Here is a 26,957-nt window from a genome sequence, read left to right on the forward strand (position 1 = left end):
GCGTGTGATGGAGGTCTCCGTGCGCGACATCGCGCATGATCAGGTCGGATGGTTCGCCGCACCCGGCGCCGAGGGCGGCGGAGCGGCGCTGGACCAGGTAGCGATCATGACCGGCGCCGCCGGAGTGGTGGCCCTCGTTTTGTTGTGGGTCGGGTATCTGCACCGCACCCGCCGGATCAGCTGGCTGCAGCGAGTCGCCGATCGTCTCGGCCGCCTGTTCAATCGCCCCGGCTGGGTCGCCCTTCCGCTGGCGATGTTCCTCGCGACGATTCTGACGGCTTTGCTGGGCTTCATCTGGGATGTCAGCCTGCACGTGGGCAACGGCCGCGACAACGGCCCGCTGGCGAATCCGGCGCACTACTTCATCCTGGCGGGATTGTTCTTCCTGTTCACCGCGGGAATGTCGGCGATCGTGCTGCCCCTGGACGAGAAGCCGGGCGCCGCGGCGGTCCGCATCACCCGTACCTGGTACGCGCCTGTCGGCGGCATCCTGATCGCGGGCGCCGGTCTCTACGCCTTGATCGGGTTCCCCCTCGACGACATCTGGCATCGGATCTTCGGGCAGGACGTCACGCTGTGGGGGCCGACGCATCTGATGCTCATCGGCGGCGCGGGTTTGTCGCTGGTCGGTGTGTTGCTGCTCGAATTCGAGGGCAGGCACAGCAGGCCCGAACCCGACCGAGCCGACGGCCGGTTGATGTGGCTGCTGCGGACGTTCGCCTTCGGTGGCCTGCTCATCGGGCTCTCGGTGTTCCAGGTGGAATTCGACTTCGGCGTGCAGCAATTCCGGCTCGTGCTGCAACCGATGCTCATCGCCGCCGCGGCGGCCATCTCCCTGGTCGCCGCGCGCGCGAGCCTGGGGCCGTTCAGCACGCTGGTGGTGGTCGGCTTCGCCGCTCTGGTGCGGACCGTGGTGGCCGTGCTGGTCGGCGGTCCGATCATCGACGCGCCACGCAATGTCTTCCCGCTCTATCTGGGCTGCGCGGTCGTGGTGGAACTGCTCGCGCTGCTGCCGCTCACCCGGCGGCCGATCTGGTGGGGCGCGATCTGCGGTCTGGGGATCGCGACCGTTGGGCTGTGGCTCGAATCGCTCTGGGTCGGTGCGATGTTCGTCAACCCCTGGCCGACCGCCATGTGGCCGGAACTGCTGGCGATGGCAGTGCCCACCGGCATCGCGGGCGGTGTCGTCGGCGCGCTGCTGGCGATGACGTTGCGGGGCGAGCCGCTGCCACGCCCGCCGGTGCGCCGCGGGTTGATGGTCGCCGCGGTGCTGATCGTGGCGGCCGCGACCGCCAACGGGCTGCTGATCGACGTACCGGAACAGGCCACCGCCACGGTCACACTGCGCGACGCCGGATCGGACACGGACGGAAGGATGGTGCTCGCGGACGTCCGCGTCACGCCCGGTGATCTCGTCGGCTCCGATCCCGAATGGATGCAGATCCTCGCCTGGCAGGGCGGGATCGGCTCGGACAGTCCCGGCCGTGGGCTGGTCGTCGACCACCTCCAGCGAGTGGAAGCCGGGCACTACGTCTCCACCGAACCCGTTCCGGCGCACGGATCGTGGAAGACCGTCCTGCGGATGCAGGACGGGCGCGTGTTGACCGCGGCGCCGATCTTCATGGCCGCCGACCCCGGCATCGGCGTCGAGGAGGTGCCCGCGCTCGCCTCGTTCACCCGGCCGTTCATCGGCGAGATCTCCGTGCTTCAGCGGGAGCGGTCGTTCGACTACCCCTCCTGGCTGTTCGCCGCGGCGTCGCTCGTTGTGCTGGCGTGCAGCCTCATCCTCGTCGGGGCGCTGTCCTGGGGCGCCGCGCGCATCAACGACCGGTATCCGCGCACGAGCCGAACGGCCGTGCCGGAACCGGCGGTCTCGCGATGACTCGTGGCTCCGGCAGCGTGGACGTGCTGGCCGATCATTCGATCCTGCTCGCGATACCCGCCTTCCTGCCCGCCCTGCTCGTCGTCGCCGTCGTAGTTCTCGTCGCTGTGCGGGATCGTCGCGCCGAAGAGCGCGATCGAGCGTCCGGTTCGCCGTCCGAGCACGGTGGGGAGAAGGAGGAGTGATGGCATTCGCGCGGCATCGGGGCGCACTCGTCCTCGTGGGTGGTCTGCTCGTGGCAGGCTGCGCCGCATCGGATCCCGCCGCCACCGCGCCGACGGCCACCGTAGCCGGGGAGTCGGACAGTCTCGTCGTCGCCGTGCGGATCGCCGCCGGCTCGGTGAGCCCGGCCGACGTGCGCCTGGAAACCAGGGTCGGACGGCCGATCGAGATCGTGGTCGACAGCGACACCGACGACGAACTGCACGTCCACGCCACGCCCCAGCACACCTTCGCGATCGCCCCTGGTGCCGGTCAGCGGTTCCGCTTCACGGTGGACGTGCCAGGGCGGGTGGAGATCGAACTGCACCACGCCCGGCGCACGGTGGCGACGCTGCTCGTGCGCGGATGACAGTTCTCGCCCACGGCATCGGCGGCGCAACCGACCTGCCGATCCCGTTGTCGTACGCGCTCATCGGAGCCGCCTGGGCCTTGACCTTCTCGTTCGCGGTGCTGGTGCTCGCCTGGCGCGAACCCCGGCTCGATTCCCGGTCGCCGGGGGTCGCGCTGCCGCCGGTAGTGCGAGCTGTCGTGGACTCGCGGGCGGTCCGGGTCGCGATCTCGACGCTGAGCGTGGCTCTCACCTTCGTCGTCGTCGCGATCGGCCTGTTCGGGCCTTCCGACCCGGCGCGCAGCCCCGTCCCCGGTGTCGTCTACGTCTTCCTGTGGGTCGGTGTCATGGTCGCCTCGCTGATCGCCGGACCCGTGTGGAAGGTCTTGTCACCGGTGCGTGCGGTGCATCGCGCCATCTGCCTGATGTGGGGGCGTCGGCCCGCCGACGGTTTGGTGCGTTATCCCGATTGTTGGGGACAGTGGCCCGCGGTGCTGGGTTTGTTCTCTTTCGTGTGGCTCGAACTGGCCTACCCGGAACCCGGCTCGGTGAGCGCCGTGACCACGTGGTTCGTGGCCTACCTCGTCGTGAGCACGACGGGACTGATCGTGTGCGGCACCGCATGGGCCGAGCACGCCGATCCGCTGGAGGTGTACAGCAGTCTGCTGGGCAGGCTGAGCCCGGTCGGCCGGCGCGAGACCGGTGCCCTCGTCCTGCGATCGCCGTTGGACAACCTGACGGGCACCCCGGTGCGGATCGGCGGGGTGGCCGTGGCCGCCACTTTGCTCGGCTCGACGGCGTTCGACAGCTTCACCACATTCCCTTCCTGGCGCGGGCTGCTGGCCCACGCCGGTGGCAGCGGATCCGATGTCCTGCCGACCCTCCTGAAGACAGCGGGGCTGCTGGGCTTCATCCTCGTCGTCGCCGTCGCGTTCCGGACCGCCTCCCGCGCCACCGGCGGCCTCTCCGCGGCCGACCGGACATTGCTTCCGGTTCGCCTCGCCGCCAGCCTGACCCCGATCGTCGCGGGCTATCTGGTGGCCCACTACCTCACGTTCCTGGTCGAGAAGGGCCAGGCGACGGTGCTTTTGTTCGCGGATCCGTTCGGACGAGGATGGAACCTCGCCGGCCTCGCCGACCGCGACGTCGCCTACCTCCTGTCCGCCCACCCCGCGGTGCTCGGGACGATCAAGGTGCTGGCCGTGGTGATCGGCCACATCCTCGGCGTAGCCGCCGCGCACGACCGCTGCCTGCGGCTGCTGCCGCGGGCCCACCGGGTCACCGGTCAACTGGCGCTGATGCTGGTCATGGTGGGTTTCACCTTCACCGGTCTGTACCTTCTCTTCGAGTCGTGACCGAGGCGTTCGAACCCGCCTCCCTGAATCCGGTCAGCGGGCCCCCACCTCGACGAGCGGCGCAATCCACCTCGGAAGGGATCCGTGCTGAGCCGCCTGGATCCCATCCGGTGCGAACACGAATTGAAGTGGCGAGCTGAGGCCCGGTGCGCCCGCTCGGTGGTGGCTCAGCTAGTAGGACGCAACGCGATGATCGACCGCGAACCCGCCGGGACGACCGAGCCGACCTGGAGGCGGGCCGACTCGGCCAGCGCGCTCACTTGGTCGAGGGTGCGTTCCCGGCCGCGGACGTAGCAGAGCATCCGGAGATCTCCCTCGGTGTCCGGCGGCCCGCCGGCGGTATCGCCGATGTGGTCGACGACGAGCACCCTTCCCGTCTCCGAGGCCGCCTCGGCGCAGCGCTGCAAGATGCGGACCGCGGCCTCGTCGTCCCAGTCGTGCAGGACACCGGAGAGCAGATAGCCGCCCGCTCCGGCGGGAAGGGGATCGAAGAAGCTGCCGACCTGTGCGTCGGCTCGATGGGCCAGTCCGGCGGAGGCGATGGCCCGGTCCGCGCGGGCCACCGGGCCGGGCAGGTCGATGACTGTCCCGCGCAGTGCGCCGTGGGTGCGAAGGAGGGCGATGAGCAGGCTGGCGTCGCCGCCGCCCACGTCGATGACGTGCCCCAGTGCGCCCCATGGGTAGGCGTCGGCCACCGCGGGCGCGTCATGCACCAGCCGGGCTCCCATCAGCGCGTCGAAAGACGCTCCCAGCCCCGGGTCTGCGGACAGATCGTCCCAGAACGGGCGGCCGAACTGACGTGGGAACGCGGGTTCACCGGTGCGAACGGTGTGCAACAGCTGCACGAAGCACAGATCGGCGCGTCCGACGGCGCCTTCCAGATCGATCCAGCGTCGCACTCCTTCCGGATGATCGTCGCGCAGGCGCTCACCCAACGCCGTCAGGCCGTAAATACCGGGATCCACACGAGACAACACCCCGGCGGTCACGAGGTGGTCCAAGAGGCGTCCCAGCGCGTCCCGGTCCGCGTCCACCACCGTGGTCAGCGCCTGGGCCGTCCGTGTGCCCGCGGCGATGTGGTCGGCCAGCCGCAGCGTCGCCGCCACCCGGATGGCCATGGGGGTCACCAAATCGGCAGCAGCCCACAGCGCTCCACCCCACTCCGTCGGCTCCTCGGCCATGACCCTCCTCGTTCGGCAATGCGCCCTTACCGGACTCTCGATGATCAGCGCAGCGGCACTGTCCAGCACAATCGGGTGCCCGCTGGGTTGCCGTCCGGGCTGGTACCCGCCGTGACGGTGAAAGTTCCGGCGGCCTGCTCGGCGCGCCGGGCCAGATTGGTCAGTCCGCTCGGCGTCACATCGGCGGGCATACCGCGTCCGTCGTCCTCGATGACGACGGTCAGGTCGTCGGCCACGGTGATCTCGATCGCGATGGTGTCGGCGCCGGAGTGCCGCACGGCGTTGCTGACTGCTTCGCGGACAACGGCTTCGGCGTGGTCGGCCAGTTCCGGGTCGATCACCGAGAGGGGACCGGTGATGCGCACGGAGGTGCGCAGTCCACCGGCGTCGGTCTGCTGCCGGATGGCTTCCTCGATGCGTTGGCGGACTTGCGCGCCGTGGCTGTCGCCGCCGTGCAGGTCGAAGATGGAGGTGCGGATCTCCTGGACCACGTCTTGCAGGTCGTTGATGGCGTCGGTGAGGCGTTCGCGCACCTCGGGGACGCGGGTGCGGGGCACGGTGCCTTGCAGGCTCAATCCGACGGCGAACAGGCGCTGGATGACGTGGTCGTGCAGGTCGCGGGCGATGCGGTCGCGGTCGGAGAGGATGTCCAGCTCCCGCATGCGCTGTTGGGCGTCGGCCAGCCGCATCGCCAGAGCGGCTTGGTCGGTGAAGGCGGCGGTCAATGCGAGGATCTCGTCGTCATAGGGCGCCGACTCCACCGCGCGCAGCGCCACCAACACGCCGACGGTGGAGTCGGAGGTTTGCATGGGCAACACCAGGGCGGGTCCGGCGGCGGGGAAGATCTTGCCGAGATCGGCGCGGCGCGCGTCGTCGACTCGTTGCGGAGAACGCAAGCCGAACGCCTGGCCGATCGTGGTGTCGCCGAGGGGGAGTTTGATCAGCCGCTGATCGTCCGCGCTGCCCGCGGTGTGGGTGATCAGGAGTTCGGTGATCTCCCCGGGCGGGCTCTCGGGGTCCGGGACGACCGCCAGGAAGGTCTGTTGCGAGCCGGTGAGTCGGCAGGTGGCCTGCACGAGGTCGGTGAGGACTCGGTCGGGTGCGGTGCCTGCGAGGAATTCGGTGGTGATGTCGCGGGTGGCTTCGATCCAGGCTTGCCGGGTGCGGGCGGATTCGTAGAGGTGTGCGTTGTCGATCGCGATGCCGGCGGCGGCGGCGAGGGCTCGCACGATGACTTCGTCGTCTTCGGTGAAGGGCTGGCCGCCGGTTTTCTCGGTGAGGTAGAGGTTGCCGAACACTTCGTCGCGGATGCGGACGGGTACGCCGAGAAAGGTGCGCATCGGTGGGTGGTGGGCGGGGAAGCCGACCGAGGAGGGGTGGTCGGCGAGGTTGTCCAGCCGGATGGGTTTGGGTTGGCTGAACAGTAGTCCGAGTACGCCGTGGCCTTGGGGGAGGTCACCGATTCGTTCGCGGGTGGGTTCGTCGATGCCTTCGTAGATGAACTGGGTGAGTTGCTGGTCGTGGCCGCGGACACCGAGTGCGCCGTAGCGCGCGTCGACCAGGGAGATCGCGGTGTGCACGATGGTGCGCAACGTGCGGTCCAGATCCAGGCCGGAGGTGACGGTGAGCATGGCCTCGACCAGGCCGTCCATCCGGTCGCGGGCGTCGATGATCTGCTCGATGCGGTCTTTGACCTCGCCGAGCAGTTCGCGCAACCGCAGTTGCGAGAGCGTGTCACGCACCGAATAGGCGTCGGCCGACGCGTAATCGGTCGGCTGCGCTGCCCCTGGAACGCCGTCAGCGCGGCTGCTCGCCATTGCTCCAGGATATTTCACCCCGTGGCGGAAATGAACGATCAGAAGTCGATGGTGGAGCCGGGTGAACGGGAGCGGAGTTTGGAGGCGTAGACCGCGGCCTGAGTGCGCCGTTCCAGCCCGAGTTTGGCGAGCAGCCGGGAGACGTAGTTCTTCACGGTTTTCTCGGCGAGGAACATGCGCTGCGCGATTTGCCGGTTGGTCAGTCCTTCGCCGAGGAGATCGAGGAGTTTGCGTTCCTGCTCGGTGAGGCCGGCCAGGGGACCGTCCTGGTCGGTGTTGGCGCGCAGTCGTTGCATGAGGGCGGCGGCGGCGCGGTTGTCCAGCAGGGAGCGGCCTGCGCCGACTTCCTTGATGGCCTTGGCCAGCTCCATGCCCTTGATGTCCTTGACCACATAACCGCTGGCCCCGGCCAGGATCGCGTCGAGCATGGCTTGTTCGTCGGTGAACGAGGTGAGGATCAGGCAGCGCAGGTCGTCGAGTTTGGACAGCAGGTCGCGGCACAGCTCGATGCCGTTGCCGTCGGGCAGGCGCACGTCGAGCACGGCGACGTCGGGGCGGAGTGCGGGGATGCGGGCGAGTGCCTGGGCGACGTCGCCCGCTTCGCCGATCACCGACAGTTCCGGGTCGTCGGAGAGCAGGTCGGCGAGGCCGCGACGGACGATCTCGTGATCGTCGACCAGAAACACCGTGATCATGATGGTGTCCAATCCGGGAGCGGGTGTGTGGTCGACACTACGCAGGGGGCGGAAGGCTCGGTACGGACCAAAGTCCTTTTCCCGGCCGAATAGGCATCGCAGAAGGGGCGGGCCCATCGTGAATTCGCGCAGCCGCGTCGTGCTGCGCGCGGCGCGCTGCGAAATGCGCGGCGCGGCTGGGGACGACGCGCCGGAAGCCGGCATGCGCGGCGCGGCTGGGGACGACGCGCCGGAAGCCGGCCCGCCGCAGGGGATCGGGTCAGCGCGTGGGTGCCTCGGAGCGGGCGAGTCCTTCGGCGATCAGGATCCGGTGGGCTTGCCGGGCGGCGGAAAGCTGCTCGGTATCGCCCGCGTCGCCACCAGAAGTCGCTTCGAGGCTGCGGGCGAGCACCGTCACCGCGTCGGTGAGTGCCCGCAGGCGGCTGTCCAGTTCGTCGAGACGGGGCGATTCCGATGGCCGGATCGCGGTCTTCTCCGGCAAGGTGCCCGCCAGGTCGGTTCCGCGCAGTACCGCCCGCAGATCTTCCGGCAGCCAGGCGAACACGTGATCGAGCTGTCCGGGAGAGAACAAGTCGGCCAGCGCGTCGGTCACCGCGCCCGCGAGCGCGTAGGCCTCGTCCCTGGAGACGCCCGCTTCCCGCGCGAACTGATCGACGAACGAGGGTACGTCGTGCGAAACGGGGACGTGCGCGGGAACCCAGCCCTCGTAGTAGATCCCGCGCAGGAGTTCGGGCAGCTGGGCGCTCAGGTGCGCGGAGGCGTTGACGCCGATGCGGTCACGAACGGTGTGCAGCCAGGCGCGCAAGGCGCGGTGCGCGAAGGGCCGGTCTTCGGTGGCGAGCCCGTCGGCGAGAGTGCGCAGCCATTCGTGCGCGGTGTGTATCGCGGGTGCGAGGGGGTCGCGGTGGTAGCTCATGGGGGTGCCTTTCACGGGTGAATCGTGGTTATCGGATGTCGCCACCTAGGTCTCAGGGGTCCAGCGCGAACCGGTGACGGTGAAGATGTCGGTCACCGGTCGTCGCGGGGTCGGCGGGATCATGTCCGTGTCGTCGGGCGCGGTTCCGATGCGGATCAGCACCTGCGGGGTGGCCGGGCGCGGGACCAGACCGCCGAGCAGTCCGCGCGTTGTCGGCAGTTCGGTGATGTGGGTCAGCGCGCAGGTCCCCAGCCCCGCGGCGGTGCATTCCAGCAGCACGGCCGACAACGCTTCACCGGTGCGCAGCCACTGCGTCACCGAATCGCCTTCGGTGCCGAGCACCACCAGCCGCGCGCGATCCTCCTGCCGGGCGCGTCGCATCGATTGCGTAGCCGGAGGGAACGCGCGGCCGACTCCGACCCGAGCGAATTCCGCGTCCGACACCAGGGCGGCGGCGGGCACGCCCTCGGGGTTCTCGGAATGCCCTGTCCACCATTCCAATTCGGTCTGGTACAGCAAGTCGTGCCTGCGTAGCGCACCGACCTGCTCGGAGGCGGCGGCCAGCCGGGGCCGGACGCTGTCGTCCAAGACGCTGAGTTCCACCTCGTGCGGGGAGGTGAGCATCCGCAGCCGGGGGAGCACGTCGGCGAAGCCGTCGGGTTCGGTCATCGGCAGCCGGTCGGTGCGTCGCCGGTCGATGGCGAGTGCTCGGCCGTGGATTCCCTCGGGCGGGTCGGCCCACGGCTGGAATTCGATCACCGCCAGGTGGTCGGGTCGCTGCCGGTCGGGTACACGCGTCGTGTCGGTGTGCCAGCCCCGGTCGGCGAAGGTGGTTCGCGCGTGATGCAGCACGGCTCCGCAGCTGATCACCAGCTGGCGTCCGTGCGGATCGGTCGAGGGCAGTAGCCGGTCGGCGTCGGTGTAGAGGTGCAGGCGCGTGCCGTCGAAGATCCAGCGCCATGGTTGGGTGTTGTGCACCGACGGCGCGCGCGTCGCGAGCCGCAGCGCGGCCAGCATCACCCGATGATCGGGTACCGGGAGGCCGGGTGCTTCGTCGTTCGCGGTCATGCTTCGAGTCTTCGCGCGATCGCCGCGGCGGACTACGGGCGTTCCGCCCGGGACGCAGGGTCCTTGGTCCCCGCGCGTCCGGCACCGGAGCGGACCGGGGCCCCACCGCCGTGACCTTCACGTCCTACTCCTCGGTCTCCGCCACACGGGTACGCAGGATCGCCACGCCCCACCACAACAGGCGGACCGCGAGACCGGCGTAGATCAGGACAGCGAGGTACACCAAGCCCGCGCCGTAGTCGCGGGCCCATGCGGGCAGCAACACCACGACCGCGGCCGGCATCGCGAGCAGCATGATCGTTGCGACCACCACCGCGGGAACCGCCAGCGGAGCGGCGTCCGGGTCCGGGGTTCCGCCGGACGAGGGTCGGGGGATGAACCGGGGTGACATAGCACACAGTCTGTTCCCGCGGTGGTTCCGGCGGGAGGGTACTGCTGCCCGTAAGCGTGGGGCGAACGTCCCGATGTGGGTGTGACCTCGGCCGACCTCAGCGAGCGGTGGCGGGGCGATTCGGCAGCGCCACCGGCCGCCGCTACCTTCTCGCCGGTCGTTCGAGGGCCCTCCGCGCAGCAGTGCGCTGCCTACCACGAGACCGACGGCCCCCCACGCCACGTTCTCGGTCGGCGCGGCGAGACCGACGCCGGGCGGGTTCGCGAAGGGAGTGGGGAACCGTTCTCCACTCAGGCCGTTGACCGTATGCGGGACGGCGTTGACGAGCAGTGGTCACCACGACCCTCGCCGCATGGGACGACGCCCCCGACGCCTACCGCGCCCGAACCACCGAACTCGTCCTTCACCGCCCGCCCCTCGGGTCGGCGTAAGGGCCGCCTGCCGGCCCGCATGCTCAGCGTGCGAGGTCGGTGATGGCAGCGGCCTTGCGGGCCACGTGGCGCCCGATCGCCTCGATCCGGTCGCTGGTGAGCGGGACGAGGGGGTGGACGGCGATCAGCAGTGCCGCGTGACGGTGTGGTCCCAGGACGGGGGCGGCGATCGCGGCGACCTGTTGTACGACAGCGGTTGCGGCCGGCTCGGGGAACCCGATTGTGGTGAACTCCGCACGCAACTGATCGAGGGTCTCGCGGATGTTGAGGGGTAGAGCTATCGCGCCGCCGTCGAGGGTATGCAGGAGCCAGGCGGCCTGGCCTAGCTGCGGAGAGGTGCAGTCGACGTCAAAACCGCGCTCGCGGGTGCGGGTCAGCATGTCGCTGATGCGCGCGATGGTGGCGTTGTCGGCGGTGCTGCGGGCCAGCCAGGCGCGGCGGCCGTCGTCGCTGTCCCAGGCGGCGAATGAGGCGCCGAACGGCGGCGCGTACGGGATGCGGCCGCCCGGCCACAGCCGATCACCGCCTTCGAAGGCGGTGATCACCAGCGCATCGTCGGTGAGTTTTTCCACGACCGAGGCGGCGTAGCCGAACTCCGCCGCCAGCTCGGTCACCGCGATGCGAGCCGCTTCGAAGAAGGGGCGATCCTTCACCGCCGTGGCCACCGGAGCCAGGCCCGGGCCGAGTGCGAATGTTTTGCTCGCCGGATCCCTGATCACCCATCCGCGCTCGCACAGTGTCGTCAGGATGGCGTGGGTGGTGGCTTGAGTGAGCTCCAGTTCCCGGGCGATCTCGCTGTAGCGCCACCGCTGCCCGCCCGGGCGTGAGAGCAGTTCCACGACATCGATCACCCGGTCTGTGGGCGCCGAACCCGTCCGTGCCATCTCGACTCCTTCCCTCGGCCGGTGCCGACCTGTACTTATACCGTGCCCAGTCACCGGGGCCGTAGGTGGTGGAGATGCACATCGCCACCGCAGCCAGGCGCTGATGGCGGGCATAGGTAGAAGCGGGTTCTCAGATCCCGAGAGCTTCGCGGACCTTCTCCACGACTTTCTCGATCGGGGCATCGACCTCAATCACCGTGCCGTCGGGGTTGATCAGGTCCAGCCGCGTGCGCGTGAGCTTGGAGTAGGAGATCACCCACTTGCCCCCGACCTTGGTGTAGCGGTCGGTGTAATGGCCGTAGCCATGGACTCCGACGGCGTCGCCGAAGATCAGCACATCCTCCATGCGCCACCCGACCTCGGCCGTGGTCGCTGAGGTCAGCGTGATCTGCGGATCGAATACCTGGTGGTGAGTCTGGGCGGACCCGAGGGTCAGTTTCAGGAATCCGACGAAGTTGTCCCTGCCGACGATGATCGGGCCAGCACTACCGGTGGTGTCGACCACGACGTCCTCGGCCAGCAACGCACGCAGCCCGTCCCAGTTCTTGGCGTCGATGTTCTGGCAGTAGTCCGCCTTGAGCTGTTCGACCGCCTGGGTGTCGGCGGCCGCATTGGTCACAGAGAAGGCCCCCGGTACTCTCGTCGGCGGCGCGGGCTCGGCGGCGGCCGCCCCGATGCCGCCCACGGCGAGCAGCGCCGCGGCGCCCACCGCCACCGTGGCGCATACCACCCGCGGTGGGCCTGACACGGCCGGGAACCGGCGATGTTCTTCTGACGACATATCTGTTCTCCTCCACGATTGGATATCTCGAACCACGTATGAGCGATGGCCGGCCCGAATCGGCGGTAGTCCGCACGACTTCATTCGCCCAAGCGCCTTGGGCGACCCCGATCCGTCGATCGGTGTCGGGAGTTGGTCGTGCTCTTGTTAACCGCGCCGGGGTACCCGCGCGGCCCACGATTGCCGGTGCGCGCTCGCGCCGTGTCCGCAATCGGGGGCGGCGGACTGTACACCGCCGCAGAACGCGTCCATCACCCTCCTCACCACACCGCAGCGAATCACGTACACAAGCATTTATCGCATAGTCGATATTCTTTGCCGAATATGTGATATAAAAATAGCGAGGTGGACCGTCACGGTCAAGGGAAGCGAAACCTCTTGCGGCGCTCGTGCTTATCGTTTCGTCGATGCGGCTCGCTGCGCTGCCTCGGGCTACACCTCGCCGGCGATCGTCTCGAAACCACCGAGTCCGCCGCGCGGGCGTGGCCGTCGACGCCGCGGTGGCACACGGGGCGTGGGGCGTCGTAGGCGCCGCAAAGGTGTGCCGATCTCGGCTGCCGACACCCGGACATTCCTATTGGACAACGCCGCGGCCGGGCAGCCCGGCGAGCCGGTCCACAGCCGCTAGCTGCAGCCAGAAATCGTCTCGGTCGCGCTACCGGGTGGGTACGTCGTCGAATGGGTCGCGTGTCCGCGAACTGGGGGCGTTCCAGGAGCTTCCGGAAGTCCAGCCCTGTCGGTCGAGCCGAGCGTTCGCACCCCCACCTGCGATAACAGGGGGTCGCCGTAGTATTGCCTGATTTCGGGCGAATATGGCGTAGTGGCTGGTGAGTGGGTGGCAGTTCCGTGCCCTGCTGGCCGCGTCCAAACTTCCCGCCCTCGCCATCCGCTTCAGAAGATGACCGAGGTCCCTGGGCGGCCGGCGCTGTCCGGCATCGGGCGTGCTGAACCTGGTCTATCCGGTCTCGGCCGCGTATGCGGCCTGGGGTCGGCTCGGCTCCGAGTCGTTCACCAGCCGACCGGGCGTGGGGAATGTGGCCCCGTGCCAGGGTCTCTCACGGCGCCCATCTTTTCGCCGCCGCGTGGTCGTGGGCGGGAATGACCTCGATGCCGGCGGGCATCCGGTGCAGGCGGTGGATGGCGGCGAAGGCGGCGGATCGATCATGGTCGACGAGAAGGCCCGGCAGCGGGGGCCTTTCGCGGAGCAGGGCGATCTGCTCGCGGCGCCAGACGGCGTCACCGGCCAGCAGCACGGTGCCGCCGTCCGGTACGGCGAGAACGAGCCCGATGCTGCCCGGGGTGTGGCCGGAGAGATCCACCGCCAGGACCGAGCCGTCGCCGAAGAAATCGTGGCTGCGAGAAAAGGTCAGAATCGGGGGTCCGTCGAGGTCGAAGGGCGGGGTGGGTCGTGAGCCGAGCGGCTCGGTGACTCCCATCGGGGCCGTCGTAGGGTTCGTCGCCCACGACAGTTCAGCCGAGGATGCCCACAGGGCGAGTGACGCCGGTAGATCGAGCAGCCCGGCCACGTGGTCCCAGTGAATATGCGTCGCGATCGCGAAGTCGACCGCGTCGACGGGGACCGCCGACATCGCCAGCGAATCGCCCAATCCGACAAGCGGTTTCCTCGGCGCGACGAGCCCGCGATAGGGGCGGCGCAGCAGCGGCAGGACCCGGGTGTGCACGTCGGCGCACATCGCCGGATCGACCACGAAACGAGCTTCCGGGTGTTCGACGAGGAAACTGGTCATCGCGATCGCTACCGTGGGCGGCCGCAGCGCTCCTTCGATCACCCCGTAGGCCGGGGCGGGGCGCACACCATGGACGAGCGCGGTCAAACGAACTGTGGCCCGTGCCGGGGGCAGTCCCGCGTTCGTGATCGAGCCCAGCAACTCCGCGTCGGGGCGGCGGGGGAACACCGTGCGCCACGGCATCGACATCCCGGCGGCACAACACGACCACCACGTTCGAGCAGCGCCGGTGCGCGCCGTCAACGGTCCGGCTGATGGCAATCCCACACCCGCCCCTTCCCGCCCGACCGGCAGCGACATGTCCGACGACAGCCTACTCGCGCACCGCACTATGTGAACTGTTGTTCTCGTCTGCTCGAGCGGATCGCGATCGTCCGCATGGCGGGATAGAGTGGCAGATTAGTTTTGAAATCCGAGGTTTTGTCGAACACTTACACCTGGGCCGCTAGAGTCGGCAGGTAATTAAGTTACTAGAGTTTCCATCTGTCTAGGTGGGCATGCCGTTTGGTTGCCGGAAGGCGAGAGGTGATGGCATCAGTGGAACATGCCGACGCGAGCGAACGCGCGGCGGCATCGACGGCGCGGCGACTGGCCGCGCTCCTGTTCGGCGTGGGGATACTGCACTTCCTCGCGCCACAGCCGTTCGATTCGGTGATCCCCGCACAGCTGCCCGGCCGGGCCCGCCTGTACACCCACGGCTCCGGCGTCGTCGAACTCGTCGTGGCCGCCGCGCTCGTCACGCCGCGGACGCGGCGGTGGGGTGGGCGATGGGCCGCCTGGTTGTTCCTGGCGGTGTACCCGGCCAACATTCAGATGGCGATCGACTGGCTGCGCAACGATCGGATCCCGGCGCCCGTGAAAGCGGTTGCCCTGGTGCGGCTTCCGCTGCAAATCCCGCTGGTGCTCGCCGCCAGGAAGGTGCGACGAGCAGGCCACGCGCAGCGCTGACCGGGTCTCGCGGCAGACCCTGTCCGCCGTGGCGGGAGCGGCCGACTCACGGCGGTGTGCCGACCGCGCGGCACCGCGCGGGCTTGTCCGTGGAGCATTTGCCCGGACGATCTGGTGACCCGTGCGCCAGAGCAGGGAAGCGACCTGTACCGGGCTGACGCCGCGAGCCTGCAGCGCACGAGTGGGATACGCGCGATGATGGAGTAGTGCGCACCCGCTATCACGATCACCTCGAGCAACTCGCCGGTCAATTACGAGTGATGTGCGCGCGCAATCGGGAAGCGATCGCGATGGCGACCGACGCGCTGCTCGGCGCGGATCTGGAGCTGGCCGAGCGCACCATCGACTACTGCGCCGAAACCGTGGCGATGCGCGAGGACACCGAACACGCCGCGGTTACGCTTCTGGCGCTCGAGGCGCCGGTGGCGGGAGAACTGCGGCGAGTGGTGACCGCGCTGCAGTTGGTCGACGACCTCACCCGGATGAGCGCCCTGACCGAGCACATCGCCCGGACCGCGAGGCGCAGGCATCCCGCCGACGCCGTCCCCGCACCGGTGCGCAACCTGGTGAGTCACATGGGTGAGACGGCGGTCGACCTCGCTGACGCCGCGGTCGCCGTACTGACCACCGCCGACCCCGGCGACGCCGCTGATCTCGACGCCCGCGACGACACCATGGACGACCTGCACCGCGATCTGCTCGCCGCGATCCTCGCCGAGGGCTGGGACAACGGCACCGCCGCCGCGGTCGATGTCACCCTGCTGGGCCGCTACTACGAACGCTTCGCCGACCATGCCGTCGAGGTCGGTCGCCGCACCCTGTACATGACCACCGGGCGCCGGCCCGACGACACGGCTCTGCAGCCCGGCTAGATCCGGGCGGCACGCGACATCATGACTTGAGAATCCAGGCCGGCCCCGAAGGGCCGGCCTGGAATCCGCCCGGACGGATCAGGCGAGGTCGAACCGATCGTTCTCGACCACCTTGACCCACGCGGCGACGAAGTCGTTCACGAACTTCGGCCCGGCGTCGTCCTGCGCGTACACCTCGGCCAGTGCGCGCAGCACCGAGTGCGACCCGAAGACGAGGTCGTTGGCGGTGGCCGTCCACTTGGCCGCACCGGAGGACCGGTCGAAGCCTTCGTAGACGTTCTCCGCCGACTCGGACGCCTTCCACTCGGTGTCCTGGTCGAGCAGGTTGACGAAGAAGTCGTTCGTCAGCACGCCCGGCCGGTCGGTGAACACACCGTGGTCGGTGCCGCCGTAGTTGGCGCCCAAGGCCCGCAGGCCGCCGATGAGCACCGTGAGCTCAGGAGCGGTGACGTCCAGCATGTAGGCCCGGTCGAGCAGCAGGCGCTCCAGCGGAGCCTTCTCGCCGCTGCGCACGTAATTGCGGAATCCGTCGGCCCGCGGTTCCAGCACCGCGAACGACTCGACATCGGTGTTCTCCTGGGTCGCGTCCGTCCGCCCGGGGGTGAACGGCACGGTGACGTCGTGCCCGGCGTCCTTCGCGGCCTTCTCGATCGCCGCGGACCCGGCCAGGATGATCAGGTCGGCCAGCGAGACCTTCTTGCCGCCGGAGGCGGAACCGTTGAAGTCCTGCTGGATCTGCTCGAGCACCGGGAGAACCTTGGCCAGCTCGTCCGGCTCGTTGACCGCCCAGTTCTTCTGCGGCTCGAGACGAATCCGGGCACCGTTGGCGCCGCCGCGCTTGTCGGTGCTGCGGTAGCTGGCCGCCGACGCCCAGGCCGTCTTGACCAGTTGCGCTACCGACAGGCCGGACTCGAGGACCTTGCTCTTGAGGGCCGCGATGTCCTGCTCGTCGATCAGTTCGTGATCGACGGCGGGAACCGGGTCCTGCCACAGCTGCGGCTCCGGAACCCACGGCCCGAGGTAGCGGCTGATCGGTCCCATATCGCGGTGCAGCAGCTTGTACCACGCCTTGGCGAACGCCTCGGCCAGCTCTTCGGGGTGCTCCAGCCAGCGACGGGTGATCTCGCCGTAGATCGGGTCTTCCCGCAGCGCGAGGTCGGTGGTCAGCATCGTCGGGGTACGCGCGGGGCCGTCGAACGGATCCGGAATGGCGCCCTCGCCCGCGCCGTCCTTCGGCTTCCACTGCCAGGCTCCGGCGGGGCTCTTGGTCAGCTCCCACTCGTAGCCGTACAGGTTCTGCAGGAAGCCGTTGCCCCACCGGGTCGGGGTGGACGTCCAGACGACCTCCAGGCCGCTGGTGATGGCGTCCTTGCCCTTGCCCGTGCCGTAGGCGCTCTTCCAGCCCAGGCCCTGCTGCTCGATCGGGGCGCCTTCGGGCTCGGCGCCGACCAGGCCGGCGTCCCCGGCGCCGTGGGTCTTGCCGAAGCTGTGGCCGCCGACGATCAGTGCGGCGGTCTCCTCGTCGTTCATCGCCATGCGGCCGAACGTCTCCCGGATGTCCCGCGCGGCGGCCACCGGATCCGGCTGACCGTTGGGGCCTTCCGGGTTCACGTAGATCAGGCCCATCTGGACGGCGCCGAGCGGGCCGGCCAGTTCACGGTCGCCGCTGTAGCGCTCGTCGCCGAGCCAGGTGTCCTCCGGGCCCCAGAAGACCTCTTCCGGTTCCCAGATGTCCGGGCGGCCGAAGCCGAAACCGAAGGTCTGGAAGCCCATCGACTCCAAGGCCACGTTTCCTGCGAAGACGAGCAGGTCGGCCCAGGAGATCTTGTTGCCGTACTTCTGCTTGACCGGCCACAGCAGCCGGCGGGCCTTGTCCAGATTGGCGTTGTCCGGCCAGCTGTTGAGCGGGGCGAAGCGCTGCGCGCCCTGACCGCCGCCGCCGCGACCGTCGGCGATGCGGTAGGTACCCGCGGCGTGCCAGCTCATCCGGATGAACAGGCCGCCGTAGTTGCCGTAATCGGCAGGCCACCAGTCCTTCGAATCGGTCAGGACCGCGGCGACGTCGGCCTTGAGGGCATCGACGTCGAGTTTCGCGAACTCCGCGGCGTAGTCGAAGTTCTCACCGAGGGGGTTGGATTTGGACGAATGGGCGTGCAGCACCGAGACATCGATCTGCTCCGGCCACCAGTCCTTGTTGCTGCGGGGGCGATGATCCGTCTTCGCGGTGGGCGACGGGATCGCCGGGTTCTCACTTTCGCTCGCGCTGTGAGTTTCGGTGTCAGGATTGGGCGGGCGGCTATCGGATGACACAGCATTCCTTCCTGAATGAGTGATGTGGGCTGCGATCACGGATGTGATCGGGAAGCCTGTGTTTCCACACAATCGGGACACAGGCCCCAGTAGATGACTTCGGCCTCATCGATCGAGAACCCGCTGTCATCGGACGCGGTCAGACACGGCGCATCACCGATGGCGCAGTCGACATCGGCGATCACCCCGCACGCCCGGCATACGACGTGGTGGTGATTGTCGCCGACCCGCGACTCGTAGCGCGCGACGGACCCGGAGGGCTGAATACGCCGCACCAAGCCGGTGGCGGTGAGCGCGTTCAACGAGTCGTACACCGTTTGATGGGATACCTCGGGCAGCGCGGATCGAACGGCACGGATGATCGACTCCGTGTCGGCGTGCGGATGGTCGTGCACCGCGCTGAGCACCGCGACCCGGGGGCGGGTCACACGCAGCGAAACTCCTCGCAGCAGCTGCTGGAATTCCGAGGCCGTTGGCATGCACGGAAGTCTCGTCCGCTTTCTGGAACGAGTCAAGAGTTTGTCCGAAAGTCGCGCTCTCCCAATCGAGATCGGCGCTTCCGGCCTGGTAGCCGACTCAGTGGCGCGGGTGGGGCGGTGCAACCCTCGACGTTCCCGGCCGCCCCGCAGGGTCACCCAGTCCTTCGGAAATCCGGCATCAAGGCCGGAAGACGGATCGGATGCACCCTTCCTTCTTGTGCTTGAAGATGTCGTAGCCGTACACCGCGTCGTCGAGTGGCATGTCGTGGGTGATCAAATAGGACGGGTCCATGTCACCCTGCTGGATGTAATCGAACATCCGGGGCACATACCGCTGCCCGAACTGCTGTGCGGTGCGAATGGTGAGGCCTTTGTTCGTCACCACGCCCATGGGGAACTTGTCGGTGAGGCCGTAGACGCCGAGCACCGCGACCACGCCGCCTTTCCGGCACGCGAGAATCGCTTCTCGCAGCGGTGTCGCGCGATCGGATTCCAGCCGCAGGAGTTGTTTGGCCTTGTCGTAGATCTGCTGGAATCCGGTGCCGTGTCCTTCCATTCCGACGGCGTCGATGCAGGCATCCGGGCCGCGGCCACCGGTGCTCTCGCGCAGCGTCTCCTGGACGCTGTCGACGGCGGTGTAGTCGATGGTCTCCGCGCCGAACTGCTCCCTCGCCACGCGCAGCCGCTCGGGAAAGCGGTCGATGACGAAAATCCGGTCGGCGTCGAGCAGGCGGGCGGTGTGCCCGGCCATCAATCCGACCCCGCCGCTGCCCCACACCGCCACGGTGTCACCAGGGTGGATATTGCAGAATTCGGCGCCCATCAGGCCCGTCGGTACGGCATCGGAGAGGAACAATGCCTGTTCGTCGGTGATGCCCTCCGGTATCCGGAAGCAGTTGACGTCGCCGAAGGGGACGCGGACATATTCCGCGTGGGACCCCTGATAGCCGCCGAAGGGGTGGGTGTAGCCGTAGATTCCACCGGTCGGATAGCCGAGCAGTGGTTGTTGCAGCGCGGCGTTCGGATTGGTGGTGTCGCACATCGAATACAGTTCGTGGTCGCAATACCAGCACGATGCGCACCCGATGAAGGACGGGACGACGACGCGGTCGCCCACCTTTGTCGAGCCGACCTCGGCCCCGATTTCGACGACTTCGCCCATGAATTCGTGCCCGAAAACGTCACCTTCCCGCATGCCGGGCAGATATCCGTCGATGAAATGCAGGTCGGAGCCGCAGGTGGTGGTCAGCCGCACCTGCACGATGACGTCATGCGGATTGACCAGCGTCGGGTCGGGCACGGTTTCCACGGCGAGATCGTCGACGCCGTTCCAGCAGAGCGCACGCATGTCTCCTCCTGTTCACCGAGCTGACGAGCGAGCGCTCGGATTGTGGGCGAGGGTGGGCATTTCGCCGGTTTGCAGCCGGGCTCGGGCTCGATAGAGGGCGGTGAACATGGCCGCGCCGGTGAGCAGGTCGGGCAGTGGGGTCCGCGCCCGCATGGTCACTTCGGTGCCAAGGTTGCGCGGTGCGTCCCGGAAGCCGAGGTCGACCTCGAGGCCACGGGCCGAGGCGCTGTCCTCGTCGTCGGAGCCGACGAACCGCAGGTGCCCGTCCTCCTCGCGCAGGGTGGTCTTCCAGGTCGTGCGCCCGTCGGCGCCGGAGTGCAACGTCCACTCGTAGGTCGACGGTTCGGGCGAGCTGGCCTCGGCGATATCGCCCAGCACCTCCGACAGGTTCGCCGGGTCGCGCCAGAACCGCTCGACTTCGGCTCGCGGGCGCGCGATGGTCACGGTTTGGCTGCTCGAATAGCTGCTCGCCGACTCGATCAGCCAACCCACCAGGTCGCTCAGCAAATGTTTGGTGTCATCGATGTAGTGCATGGGGCCTCCTGTTGCTCTCCGTAGTCGCCCGACACTTCGACGCGCACGAGAAGCACCGTGCCCTATGGGTCAGCGGCACGAATCGCCGGTCGCAGAGGACGCGGAGCAAGAACTGCCGCGCATGTCCTATGCGGTCTCGAAGCGGCTACCCGCCGCCGGATACCCCAAACCGGATTCGCCGTTGTCGCTCGAATCCGACAAGGTCAGCGAGTCCGACAAGGTCAGCGGGACCGGAGGTCACCTTCCTCGGCTGTCCGGCCGCCGACCAGGGTTGCGCCCGGCGGCCGGCCCCTGCCGCACGAGCGCCCTCGGATCATCTCGATCGGCCGATCTCGGCCTTCTTCGCCGCCAGCCGCGCGGCGAATTCGGGGGATTCGAGCGAGGCCACCTGCGGCACGATCTCGGCGTCGACCGCGTCGGCGTGAGCGGCGAGATTCGCGGTGTGGCGCATGGTGCGCTTGGTGGTGATGAGCAGGTCGCGTGGCGCGTCGGCCGCGGCCGCGGCGAACTCGACGGCGCCGGCCAGCAGCGCGTCGTGGTCACCGTCGATCACCCGGTGCGCCAAACCGGCGTCGCGGGCGGCCTCGGCGTCGAGAATCTCCCCGAACAGCGTCATCGCGGCAGCCCGCTGCGGCCCGACGGCGCGTTGCAGCATCCAGGTCATCCCGCCACCCGGATGAATGCCGAGCCGCAGGAACCGGGCGTCGAACCGGGCGCGGGGGCCGGCGATCCGCAGGTCGGCGGCCAGCGCCAAGTTGAGTCCCGCGCCGACGGCCGCGCCGCCGACCGCCGCGATGGTCGGCAGTGCGCACCGCGCGACCGCGAGGAATCCGTCGTAGATCACCCGCAGTCCCTGCTCGCGGGCCTCGCCGAGCGCGCTGAGATCGGCGCCCGCGCAGAACGCAGGCGGGGTTCCGGTGACGACCACCGCGTGCACGCCGGTATCGCGCTCGGCCTCGGCCACCGCGGCGGCCAGTTGTCCGGACAGTTCCGGTGTCAACGCGTTCCGCCGATCCGGGTCGTGCACGGTGATGACCGCTACCTTGTCCCGCCGCTGTGTGCTGATCTCCGCCATGACCGGATCGTAGGCGCCCGGGCGCGGCCGGTGGACACGCACGTGATGATCGCCGCTTTCGAATCGCTCCGAAGACAATCATGGACGCGAGATCGCCCGTGCTCAACGATCGCTGGACTGCGACGCGTCAGTGCGTTGCTGCTAGCGAGGAGAGTATGAGCGTGAGAGCGCACAGCAGGTTTCTGATCGGCGCGATAGTCGCCGCGACGGTGGCGATGCTGCTGACCGCGTGCGGCGGCGGGGAGGTCCGTACGTCCGGCGGTGTGCCGGTCCTGCGTTATCAAGGCTGGGCGTCTCAAGTCGTCATTCCGGAACTCGCGGAAGATCTCGGCTTCTTCGACGGCAAAGTGAAGCTCGAGTGGCAAGGCAATACCATCAGCGGTCCGCAGGACATCCAATCGGCGGCGACCGGTCAGGTCGACTTCGGCGGTGCGTTCGGGGGCGCGGTGGCCAAGCTGGCGCAGGGCGGCGCGCCGATTACGGCCGTGGTGAACTACTACGGTTCCGACGAGAAGACGTTCACCGGATTCTATGTTCCCGAGAACAGCCCGATCAAGACTCCGAAAGATCTGCTGGACAAGAAGATCGGAGTGAATACGCTGGGCGGCCAGTCCGAGGCGGATATCCACACCGCGTTGAAGAAGGTCGGTTTCGACGACCAACAGATCAAGTCGGTTCAACTGGTGGTGTTGCCCCCGCCGAACACCGAGGACGCCGTTCGGCGCGGGCAGGTCGACGTCGCCGCGTTGAGCGGGCAGTTCCAGCAGCGGGCGATCGCCAACGGCGGACTCCGTCCGGTGTTCACCGACTACGAGGAATTCGGTCCGTTCAACGGCGGTCAGTACGTTTTCCGCAACGACTTCATCGCCAAGAATCCCGACAGTGTCCGGGCATTCGTCGACGGTGTCGCCAAAGCCATCGAATGGCAGAAGACGACCCCGCGCGAGCAGGTGATCGCGGAGTTCACCGAGATCATCGAGAAGCGGAAGCGATCGGGGGAGGACGCCTCGTCGGTGAAGTACTGGTTGTCGGTCGGGGTGCCCGCCGCCAGCGGCGTCATCACCGACGCCGACTTTGTGCGCTGGGAGGCTTGGCTGCGAGATACCGGCGCGATCAACGGTTCGTTCGATCCTTCGAAGTTCTACACCAACCAATACAACCCGTACGCGCCGAAGTAGTGCGCGAGACAGGTCGGGCTCCCGCTGTGCCGCGAGAGCCCGACCTGTCGGATTTTTCGATGCGGAGCCGAGCCTCGTCTCGCGTATTTCGTATCGCCGCACAGGTATTCGACCTGCCACAGATGCTCCTCGTCCGCCGAGCGTCCGAAGAACGCCGCACACCACCGCAGGACCGAATCTCAACCGGACAAAGCGCAAACCTCCTGGTGGGGACGCCGAACCGCAATCCGACGTATGCCCGATATCGCCTGCCGAGCGACATGCGTCGGACCGGTTCGATCATGGTGACGGTCATCCGATCGACCATTGGAACAATCGGGCGCCATTGCGTGTTGCCACTGGTGCCGCTACTGTTGATGCAGTCTCCATCTTGTGGATGTAGGTGACAGTTCCCTCCCACAAGAGTCCACATTCGCCACGGCGGTCTCGCATGCCGTGCCCACGGCACCGCGCTCGGACCGGATGGCTCCGGCCACAGCACACCGGCGCCGCAGCGAGCGTCATTCCCAGCAGGCGGCATTCATGGCGATCCGCCGCGTCCACAACTCACCAGGAGTAAATCCATGCAGCACAACGATATTCGCAGACAAGACAACGCAACCGGAGAGAACCGCACGACATCGGTCACGGGCATCCTCGATGTCACCGACAACCATGCCTCGCTGCACGTCGAGGGCTACCTGCCCGGACCGCACGATGCTCATGTGCCCGCGCGCTCGATCCGCGAGTACGGCCTTCGCCGCGGCGATATCGTCACCGGCACAGTCGGATCCAAGCGGGAAGGCACGAAACTCGCACCGCTGGTCGCAGTCGGCAGCGTCAACGGCCTGCCTCCGGGCAATGCCGGGTCGCGACCGCACTTCGCCGACTTGGTCCCCATCTATCCGCAGGACCGCATACGGCTGGAGACCGAGCCGCACGAGCTGACCACTCGCGTCACCGATCTGGTGATGCCGATCGGCAAGGGCCAGCGCGCGATGGTCGTCGCACCGCCCAAGGCGGGCAAGACGTCCGCGTTGCAATCCATCGCGCACGGCATCGCCAAGAATCATCCCGAGTGCCACATGATGCTGGTGCTGGTCGGGGAACGCCCGGAAGAGGTGACCGACCTGTCCCGCGCGGTGCCGGCCGAGGTCGCCGCCGCGACCTTCGACCAGCCTGCCCGCGAACACATCGCGCTCGCCGAATTGGCCATCGAACGCGCCAAACGTCTCGTCGAAATGGGCCGCGACGTGGTCGTGCTGCTGGACTCGCTGACCCGGCTGGCCCGTGCCTACAACCTGGCGGCCGCCGGGTCCGGCCGGATCCTCTCCGGTGGCGTCGACGCCGGGGCGCTCGCGCCACCGAAGAGATTCCTCGGCGCCGCCCGCAATATCGAGAACGGCGGCTCGCTCACCATCATCGCCACCGCGCTGGTCGAGACCGGCTCGCTGGCCGACACCGTGATCTTCGAGGAGTACAAGGGCACCGGAAACGCCGAACTGAAGCTCGATCGGCACCTCGCCGACCGCCGCCTGTTCCCCGCGATCGACATCGACCGGTCGAGTACCCGCAAAGAGGAACTGCTGCTCACCGCCGATGAGCTCGCCGCCACTCGATCCCTCCGCAAGACCCTGTCGGGCCGCGACCCGCAGCAAGCGCTCGAACTGCTGCTGACCGGCATGAGGCAAACCGAGACCAATCCGGAATTCCTGACCCAGATCCGCAACGCGGGCTGAGACGATGCGCTGTTCGACGAGATGCCTCGCAGGTGTTCTGCCGACCTGATGTGTTCGGCGCCCGCCGGGCGCCGAACACGTCTCACGCCTCGAACAGTGATTGCCCGAGATAGCCGCCCGGTGCCGCGACCCCGGGCGGGATCACGAACACCGCGGAACCGACCGGCGTCGTCCACACATTGAGCGCGTCGAATTCCGCGAGCCTGCGCTGTACCGGAACGAACTGCGTGTCCACGTCGCGCTGATAGGCGGCGAACAGCAGACCCGAGTTGGAGATCCCGCCCGGCGCGGGCGCGTCGTCGTAGTTGTAACCGCGACGCAGGAAACGCTCGCCGTCGTGTGTGTGATGAGCCCGGGCGATGTGCGACGACGGGGGGATGACGGGTATCCCGTTCGCGTCGACGGCCGTGAAGTCCGGTTCGTCGAGCTCGTCGGTTCCGGTCAGCGGAGCACCGTTGGCAACGGTGCGGCCGATGGTGAGTTCCCTTTCCTCTCGGTCGATTCGGTCCCAGGTGTCCAATGTCATCGCGATCCGCCGCAGCACGCACGAGGTGCCGCCGCTGAGCCAGGGCTGGATCGCGCCGTCGTCCCACACCAGGCGGGCGAACTCCGGTGTGCCGGGAGCGAGGTTCACCGTGCCGTCCACCTGGCCCATCAGGTTGCGCGGCGTCCCGCCCGGCGCGGCATCGCGAAATCCACGCTGCACCCAGCGCACGGTGACCAGCGACGACACGCTCCGGCACAGCACACGCACCGCGTGTGACACCGTGGTCGCCTCATCGGCGCACACCTGCAGGAGCAGGTCGCCTCCGCTCCAGGCGGCTTCGAGCCGGTCGATGGGGAACGGGGGCAACGGCCGCAGCCAGGACGGCCTGCGGTGCTCGACGCCGGCCGCCGGGAACACCGCGGGCCCGAAACCCACGGTGATGGTGAGCCGCGCCGGACGCTGCGCCAGTTCGGGCTCGGTGTCCGCGAGGGCGGGCCGCCCCTGGGTGAGCCGGGCGGCGTCGCCGGTCCATATCTTCAGCAGTCCGACGAGGTCCTCGCGCCGGACTCCCGCCCTCAGATCGAATGCGACGAACGCCGCGTGCGCTTGCGCCACGGTGTCGATCCCGGCTTGGTGCGGTCCGTAGAACGGCACCGCCGCGTCCCACGGCGCCGGATCGGGCCCCCGCTGTCCGATGCGGGCGGCGGCGAGCCCGGCACCGGCGACGCCTGCCGCGGCGGCACCGCCGCCCAGCAGGCGCCGCCGGTTGATCCGTGCGGGTCGCGGTCCGTTCCGCTCAGCCACCGTGCGCGGGGGTCTGCGCGCCGGCGTGTGACTCGCCGCCCGCGTGATCGGGCACGTAATTCTCCTGGTTGCCCGCGAAGTCGCGCACCTGGGCGGTGAATGTCGTGCTCGAGCCGTCGTCGAAGGTCAGCGTGAGCGACGTCTCCGATCCGGTGCGCAGTGGTCCGTGCAGGTCCATGAACATGATGTGGTCGCCGCCGGGCCGCAGTCGGGTGCGGCCGTGCGCGGGGACGACGAATCCGCCGCGTTTGGGCCGCATCGCCTTCGTCCCGTTCGCGTCGGTGACCACTTCGTGCAGCTCGATCCGGCCGGAGGCGGGACTGGTGGCCGAGACGATGGTGCGGGGGGTGTCGCCGCTGTTGATCAGGTCGCCGAACGCGGCCGACATCCCGCTGTCGGCCGCCTTGACCCACTGGTCGGCAATCGTCACGGCATCGGCTGATGCGACGGTGTCGGTCTTGTCGGCCGACGAGCACGCGGTCAGCAGAAGGGGCACCGCCGCGGCGGCGATCGCGCCCCGCAGGAGGCGAGCGATGCGTGGTGAAGTGAAGGTATCGACAAACATGAGAACTCCGGAAGTTTCGTGCGATGTGGTGTGGTGCGCCGACGAGACGTGAGGCGTCGACCGACCCGCCGGTGGGCCTGCCGGTCCGTCACCGGGTGCTGTCGGCCGGCGCAGCCCACTCGTGGAGGGACGTCACCGGACCGGCGGAGGCGGGCGTTCTCCCGAACGCCACAACCACTGGGGGACTCGCCGAAATAGACCGCGGCTCACTGAATCTCGTGGCGAACCGCTGTGCCGTGCTACGAACTGCGGTGGCATTCGCTGATTCGGAGAGGTTCCGAGCCGCGTGGACGATGTCGATCCGATTCGCGTCGCGGGGCGGTGAGCCCGCGATGCTCGTCGGCGCGAGGAAGAGGTCAGGCCCGGAGTGGTGGACCGCGCAGTCCGGAGCCCGAACCGAGCAGCAGGCGCCGTGGATGCGGTAGCGCCCGGCCGACGGCGAACGAGCCGAGCCGGACCGGTGCGCTGGGCCCGGCGGCGAGCACGCGCACCGCGTGCCGCACCTCGGAAACCGCCCGCAGCACACCTTGTTCGGCGGCGCGGATGAGCAGCGCGCCGAGCGGAACGGCCGCCAGATGCGTCGAGAGCATCGCCGACGTGGTGCCCGCGTGGTGGTGATGGCCGGCCGACAGGGTGGATGCGACGTGCGCGACGGCTTGCCCCACCGCCAGCGTCGCCATGATCTCGCCCGGTCCACGCCGCTGCGGCCGCGTACCGGCCAGCACGCCCACCGCCGCGCACGCGGCGATCAGCAGGGCGATCGGCGCGGCGCCGGGAGACAGCGCGCCGCCGCCGAGCGCGTGCGCCGCGATGCTCACCGCCCCGGCCGCGGATCCGACGAACGCGCCGCGCATCCGCGCCGCTACTACCGCCGGATTGTCCACCGGCTCATACTACTTCCTGTCGTAGCGGTGACCGGCGCCGGATCGAGTTCATGCCC

General features: G+C 68.5%; 25 protein-coding genes. 8 read left to right on the forward strand and 17 right to left on the reverse strand.

Annotated elements, in window-relative coordinates; all coding sequences use genetic code 11:
• The first annotated feature begins 4 nt into the window (after positions 1-4).
• Genes ON29_RS31925 through ON29_RS31940 form a run of 4 tightly spaced genes read left to right on the forward strand, consistent with a single transcriptional unit; the run spans position 5 to position 3,787 of the window.
• Positions 5-1,882: a hypothetical protein gene (locus ON29_RS31925; protein ID WP_444543626.1), complete on the forward strand. Its 1,878-nt coding sequence runs from the start codon at positions 5-7 to the stop codon at positions 1,880-1,882.
• Positions 1,879-2,067 (forward strand): hypothetical protein, encoded by a 189-nt coding sequence (locus ON29_RS31930; protein WP_040871943.1) that lies wholly within the window; start codon positions 1,879-1,881, stop codon positions 2,065-2,067. Before ON29_RS31925 ends, ON29_RS31930 begins: the two co-directional genes overlap by 4 nt.
• The gene (locus tag ON29_RS31935; RefSeq protein WP_040871944.1) at positions 2,067-2,453 is read left to right on the forward strand and encodes a hypothetical protein; all 387 of its coding nucleotides are present in this window, start codon (positions 2,067-2,069) and stop codon (positions 2,451-2,453) included. Before ON29_RS31930 ends, ON29_RS31935 begins: the two co-directional genes overlap by 1 nt.
• Positions 2,450-3,787, forward strand: a complete 1,338-nt coding sequence (locus tag ON29_RS31940; protein ID WP_040871945.1) for a hypothetical protein — start codon at positions 2,450-2,452, stop codon at positions 3,785-3,787. The genes ON29_RS31935 and ON29_RS31940 overlap by 4 nt, the downstream gene beginning before the upstream one ends.
• A 167-nt stretch (positions 3,788-3,954) precedes the next feature.
• Here ON29_RS31940 and ON29_RS31945 read toward each other — a convergent pair whose 3' ends face one another.
• The 9 genes from ON29_RS31945 to ON29_RS31985 form a co-directional block, all read right to left on the reverse strand.
• The gene (locus ON29_RS31945) at positions 3,955-4,968 is read right to left on the reverse strand and encodes a methyltransferase (protein ID WP_040871946.1); all 1,014 of its coding nucleotides are present in this window, start codon (positions 4,966-4,968) and stop codon (positions 3,955-3,957) included.
• Positions 4,969-5,012: 44 nt separating this feature from the next.
• Positions 5,013-6,785, reverse strand: coding sequence for a sensor histidine kinase (locus ON29_RS31950; protein ID WP_083864213.1), 1,773 nt, complete (start codon positions 6,783-6,785; stop codon positions 5,013-5,015).
• A gap of 38 nt (positions 6,786-6,823) precedes the next feature.
• Positions 6,824-7,480: a response regulator gene (locus tag ON29_RS31955; protein WP_040871987.1), complete on the reverse strand. Its 657-nt coding sequence runs from the start codon at positions 7,478-7,480 to the stop codon at positions 6,824-6,826.
• Positions 7,481-7,739: 259 nt separating this feature from the next.
• Positions 7,740-8,411, reverse strand: coding sequence for a DUF2267 domain-containing protein (locus ON29_RS31960; protein ID WP_245549283.1), 672 nt, complete (start codon positions 8,409-8,411; stop codon positions 7,740-7,742).
• Positions 8,412-8,441: 30 nt separating this feature from the next.
• Positions 8,442-9,464 (reverse strand): Acg family FMN-binding oxidoreductase, encoded by a 1,023-nt coding sequence (locus ON29_RS31965; protein ID WP_051175838.1) that lies wholly within the window; start codon positions 9,462-9,464, stop codon positions 8,442-8,444.
• A gap of 124 nt (positions 9,465-9,588) precedes the next feature.
• Positions 9,589-9,855, reverse strand: a complete 267-nt coding sequence (locus ON29_RS31970; RefSeq protein ID WP_040871948.1) for a hypothetical protein — start codon at positions 9,853-9,855, stop codon at positions 9,589-9,591.
• Positions 9,856-10,309: 454 nt separating this feature from the next.
• Entirely contained in the window at positions 10,310-11,170 is an 861-nt protein-coding gene (locus ON29_RS31975; RefSeq protein ID WP_245549284.1) for a helix-turn-helix domain-containing protein, read from the reverse strand.
• Between the two features lie 130 nt (positions 11,171-11,300).
• The gene (locus ON29_RS31980; RefSeq protein WP_157172983.1) at positions 11,301-11,885 is read right to left on the reverse strand and encodes a nuclear transport factor 2 family protein; all 585 of its coding nucleotides are present in this window, start codon (positions 11,883-11,885) and stop codon (positions 11,301-11,303) included.
• Positions 11,886-13,006: 1,121 nt separating this feature from the next.
• Positions 13,007-13,882 carry an MBL fold metallo-hydrolase gene (locus ON29_RS31985; protein WP_083864220.1) on the reverse strand — a complete coding sequence of 292 codons (876 nt, stop codon included), beginning with the start codon at positions 13,880-13,882 and terminating at the stop codon, positions 13,007-13,009.
• A 345-nt stretch (positions 13,883-14,227) separates the two neighbouring features.
• On the opposite strand from ON29_RS31985, the gene ON29_RS31990 reads away from it, so the two are divergent.
• The gene (locus tag ON29_RS31990) at positions 14,228-14,647 is read left to right on the forward strand and encodes a DoxX family protein (protein ID WP_040871950.1); all 420 of its coding nucleotides are present in this window, start codon (positions 14,228-14,230) and stop codon (positions 14,645-14,647) included.
• A gap of 206 nt (positions 14,648-14,853) precedes the next feature.
• Entirely contained in the window at positions 14,854-15,519 is a 666-nt protein-coding gene (phoU, locus tag ON29_RS31995) for a phosphate signaling complex protein PhoU (RefSeq protein ID WP_040871951.1), read from the forward strand.
• Positions 15,520-15,597: 78 nt separating this feature from the next.
• Here the strand turns inward: phoU and katG are convergent, their stop codons facing one another.
• The 5 genes from katG to ON29_RS32020 all read right to left on the reverse strand — a co-directional run bounded on the left by katG (position 15,598) and on the right by ON29_RS32020 (position 21,265).
• The gene (gene katG / locus ON29_RS32000) at positions 15,598-17,829 is read right to left on the reverse strand and encodes a catalase/peroxidase HPI (protein ID WP_040871952.1); all 2,232 of its coding nucleotides are present in this window, start codon (positions 17,827-17,829) and stop codon (positions 15,598-15,600) included.
• Between the two features lie 35 nt (positions 17,830-17,864).
• Positions 17,865-18,308, reverse strand: coding sequence for a Fur family transcriptional regulator (locus ON29_RS32005; RefSeq protein ID WP_040871953.1), 444 nt, complete (start codon positions 18,306-18,308; stop codon positions 17,865-17,867).
• Positions 18,309-18,486: 178 nt separating this feature from the next.
• The gene (locus ON29_RS32010) at positions 18,487-19,656 is read right to left on the reverse strand and encodes a zinc-dependent alcohol dehydrogenase (RefSeq protein WP_040871954.1); all 1,170 of its coding nucleotides are present in this window, start codon (positions 19,654-19,656) and stop codon (positions 18,487-18,489) included.
• Between the two features lie 12 nt (positions 19,657-19,668).
• On the reverse strand, positions 19,669-20,190 hold the full coding sequence (locus ON29_RS32015) for an SRPBCC family protein (protein ID WP_040871955.1): 522 nt from the start codon (positions 20,188-20,190) through the stop codon (positions 19,669-19,671).
• A 313-nt stretch (positions 20,191-20,503) separates the two neighbouring features.
• Positions 20,504-21,265: an enoyl-CoA hydratase gene (locus ON29_RS32020; protein WP_040871991.1), complete on the reverse strand. Its 762-nt coding sequence runs from the start codon at positions 21,263-21,265 to the stop codon at positions 20,504-20,506.
• A 155-nt stretch (positions 21,266-21,420) separates the two neighbouring features.
• On the opposite strand from ON29_RS32020, the gene ON29_RS32025 reads away from it, so the two are divergent.
• Together ON29_RS32025 and ON29_RS32030 are read left to right on the forward strand one after the other, a co-directional pair.
• Positions 21,421-22,443 carry an ABC transporter substrate-binding protein gene (locus tag ON29_RS32025; RefSeq protein ID WP_040871956.1) on the forward strand — a complete coding sequence of 341 codons (1,023 nt, stop codon included), beginning with the start codon at positions 21,421-21,423 and terminating at the stop codon, positions 22,441-22,443.
• A 563-nt stretch (positions 22,444-23,006) separates the two neighbouring features.
• On the forward strand, positions 23,007-24,161 hold the full coding sequence (locus ON29_RS32030; RefSeq protein WP_051175841.1) for a transcription termination factor Rho, short form: 1,155 nt from the start codon (positions 23,007-23,009) through the stop codon (positions 24,159-24,161).
• 82 nt (positions 24,162-24,243) lie between these two features.
• Here the strand turns inward: ON29_RS32030 and ON29_RS32035 are convergent, their stop codons facing one another.
• The 3 genes from ON29_RS32035 to ON29_RS32045 all read right to left on the reverse strand — a co-directional run bounded on the left by ON29_RS32035 (position 24,244) and on the right by ON29_RS32045 (position 26,901).
• On the reverse strand, positions 24,244-25,452 hold the full coding sequence (locus ON29_RS32035; RefSeq protein ID WP_040871957.1) for a Dyp-type peroxidase: 1,209 nt from the start codon (positions 25,450-25,452) through the stop codon (positions 24,244-24,246).
• Complete coding sequence (locus tag ON29_RS32040) at positions 25,445-26,017, reverse strand: copper chaperone PCu(A)C (RefSeq protein ID WP_051175842.1); 573 nt, start codon at positions 26,015-26,017, stop codon at positions 25,445-25,447. Before ON29_RS32040 ends, ON29_RS32035 begins: the two co-directional genes overlap by 8 nt.
• A gap of 356 nt (positions 26,018-26,373) precedes the next feature.
• Positions 26,374-26,901, reverse strand: a complete 528-nt coding sequence (locus ON29_RS32045) for a hypothetical protein (RefSeq protein ID WP_040871958.1) — start codon at positions 26,899-26,901, stop codon at positions 26,374-26,376.
• Between the last annotated feature and the right edge of the window lie 56 nt (positions 26,902-26,957).

The sequence above is a fragment of the Nocardia exalbida NBRC 100660 genome (assembly GCF_000308575.1).
In the GTDB taxonomy this organism is placed as follows: Bacteria; Actinomycetota; Actinomycetes; order Mycobacteriales; family Mycobacteriaceae; genus Nocardia; species Nocardia exalbida.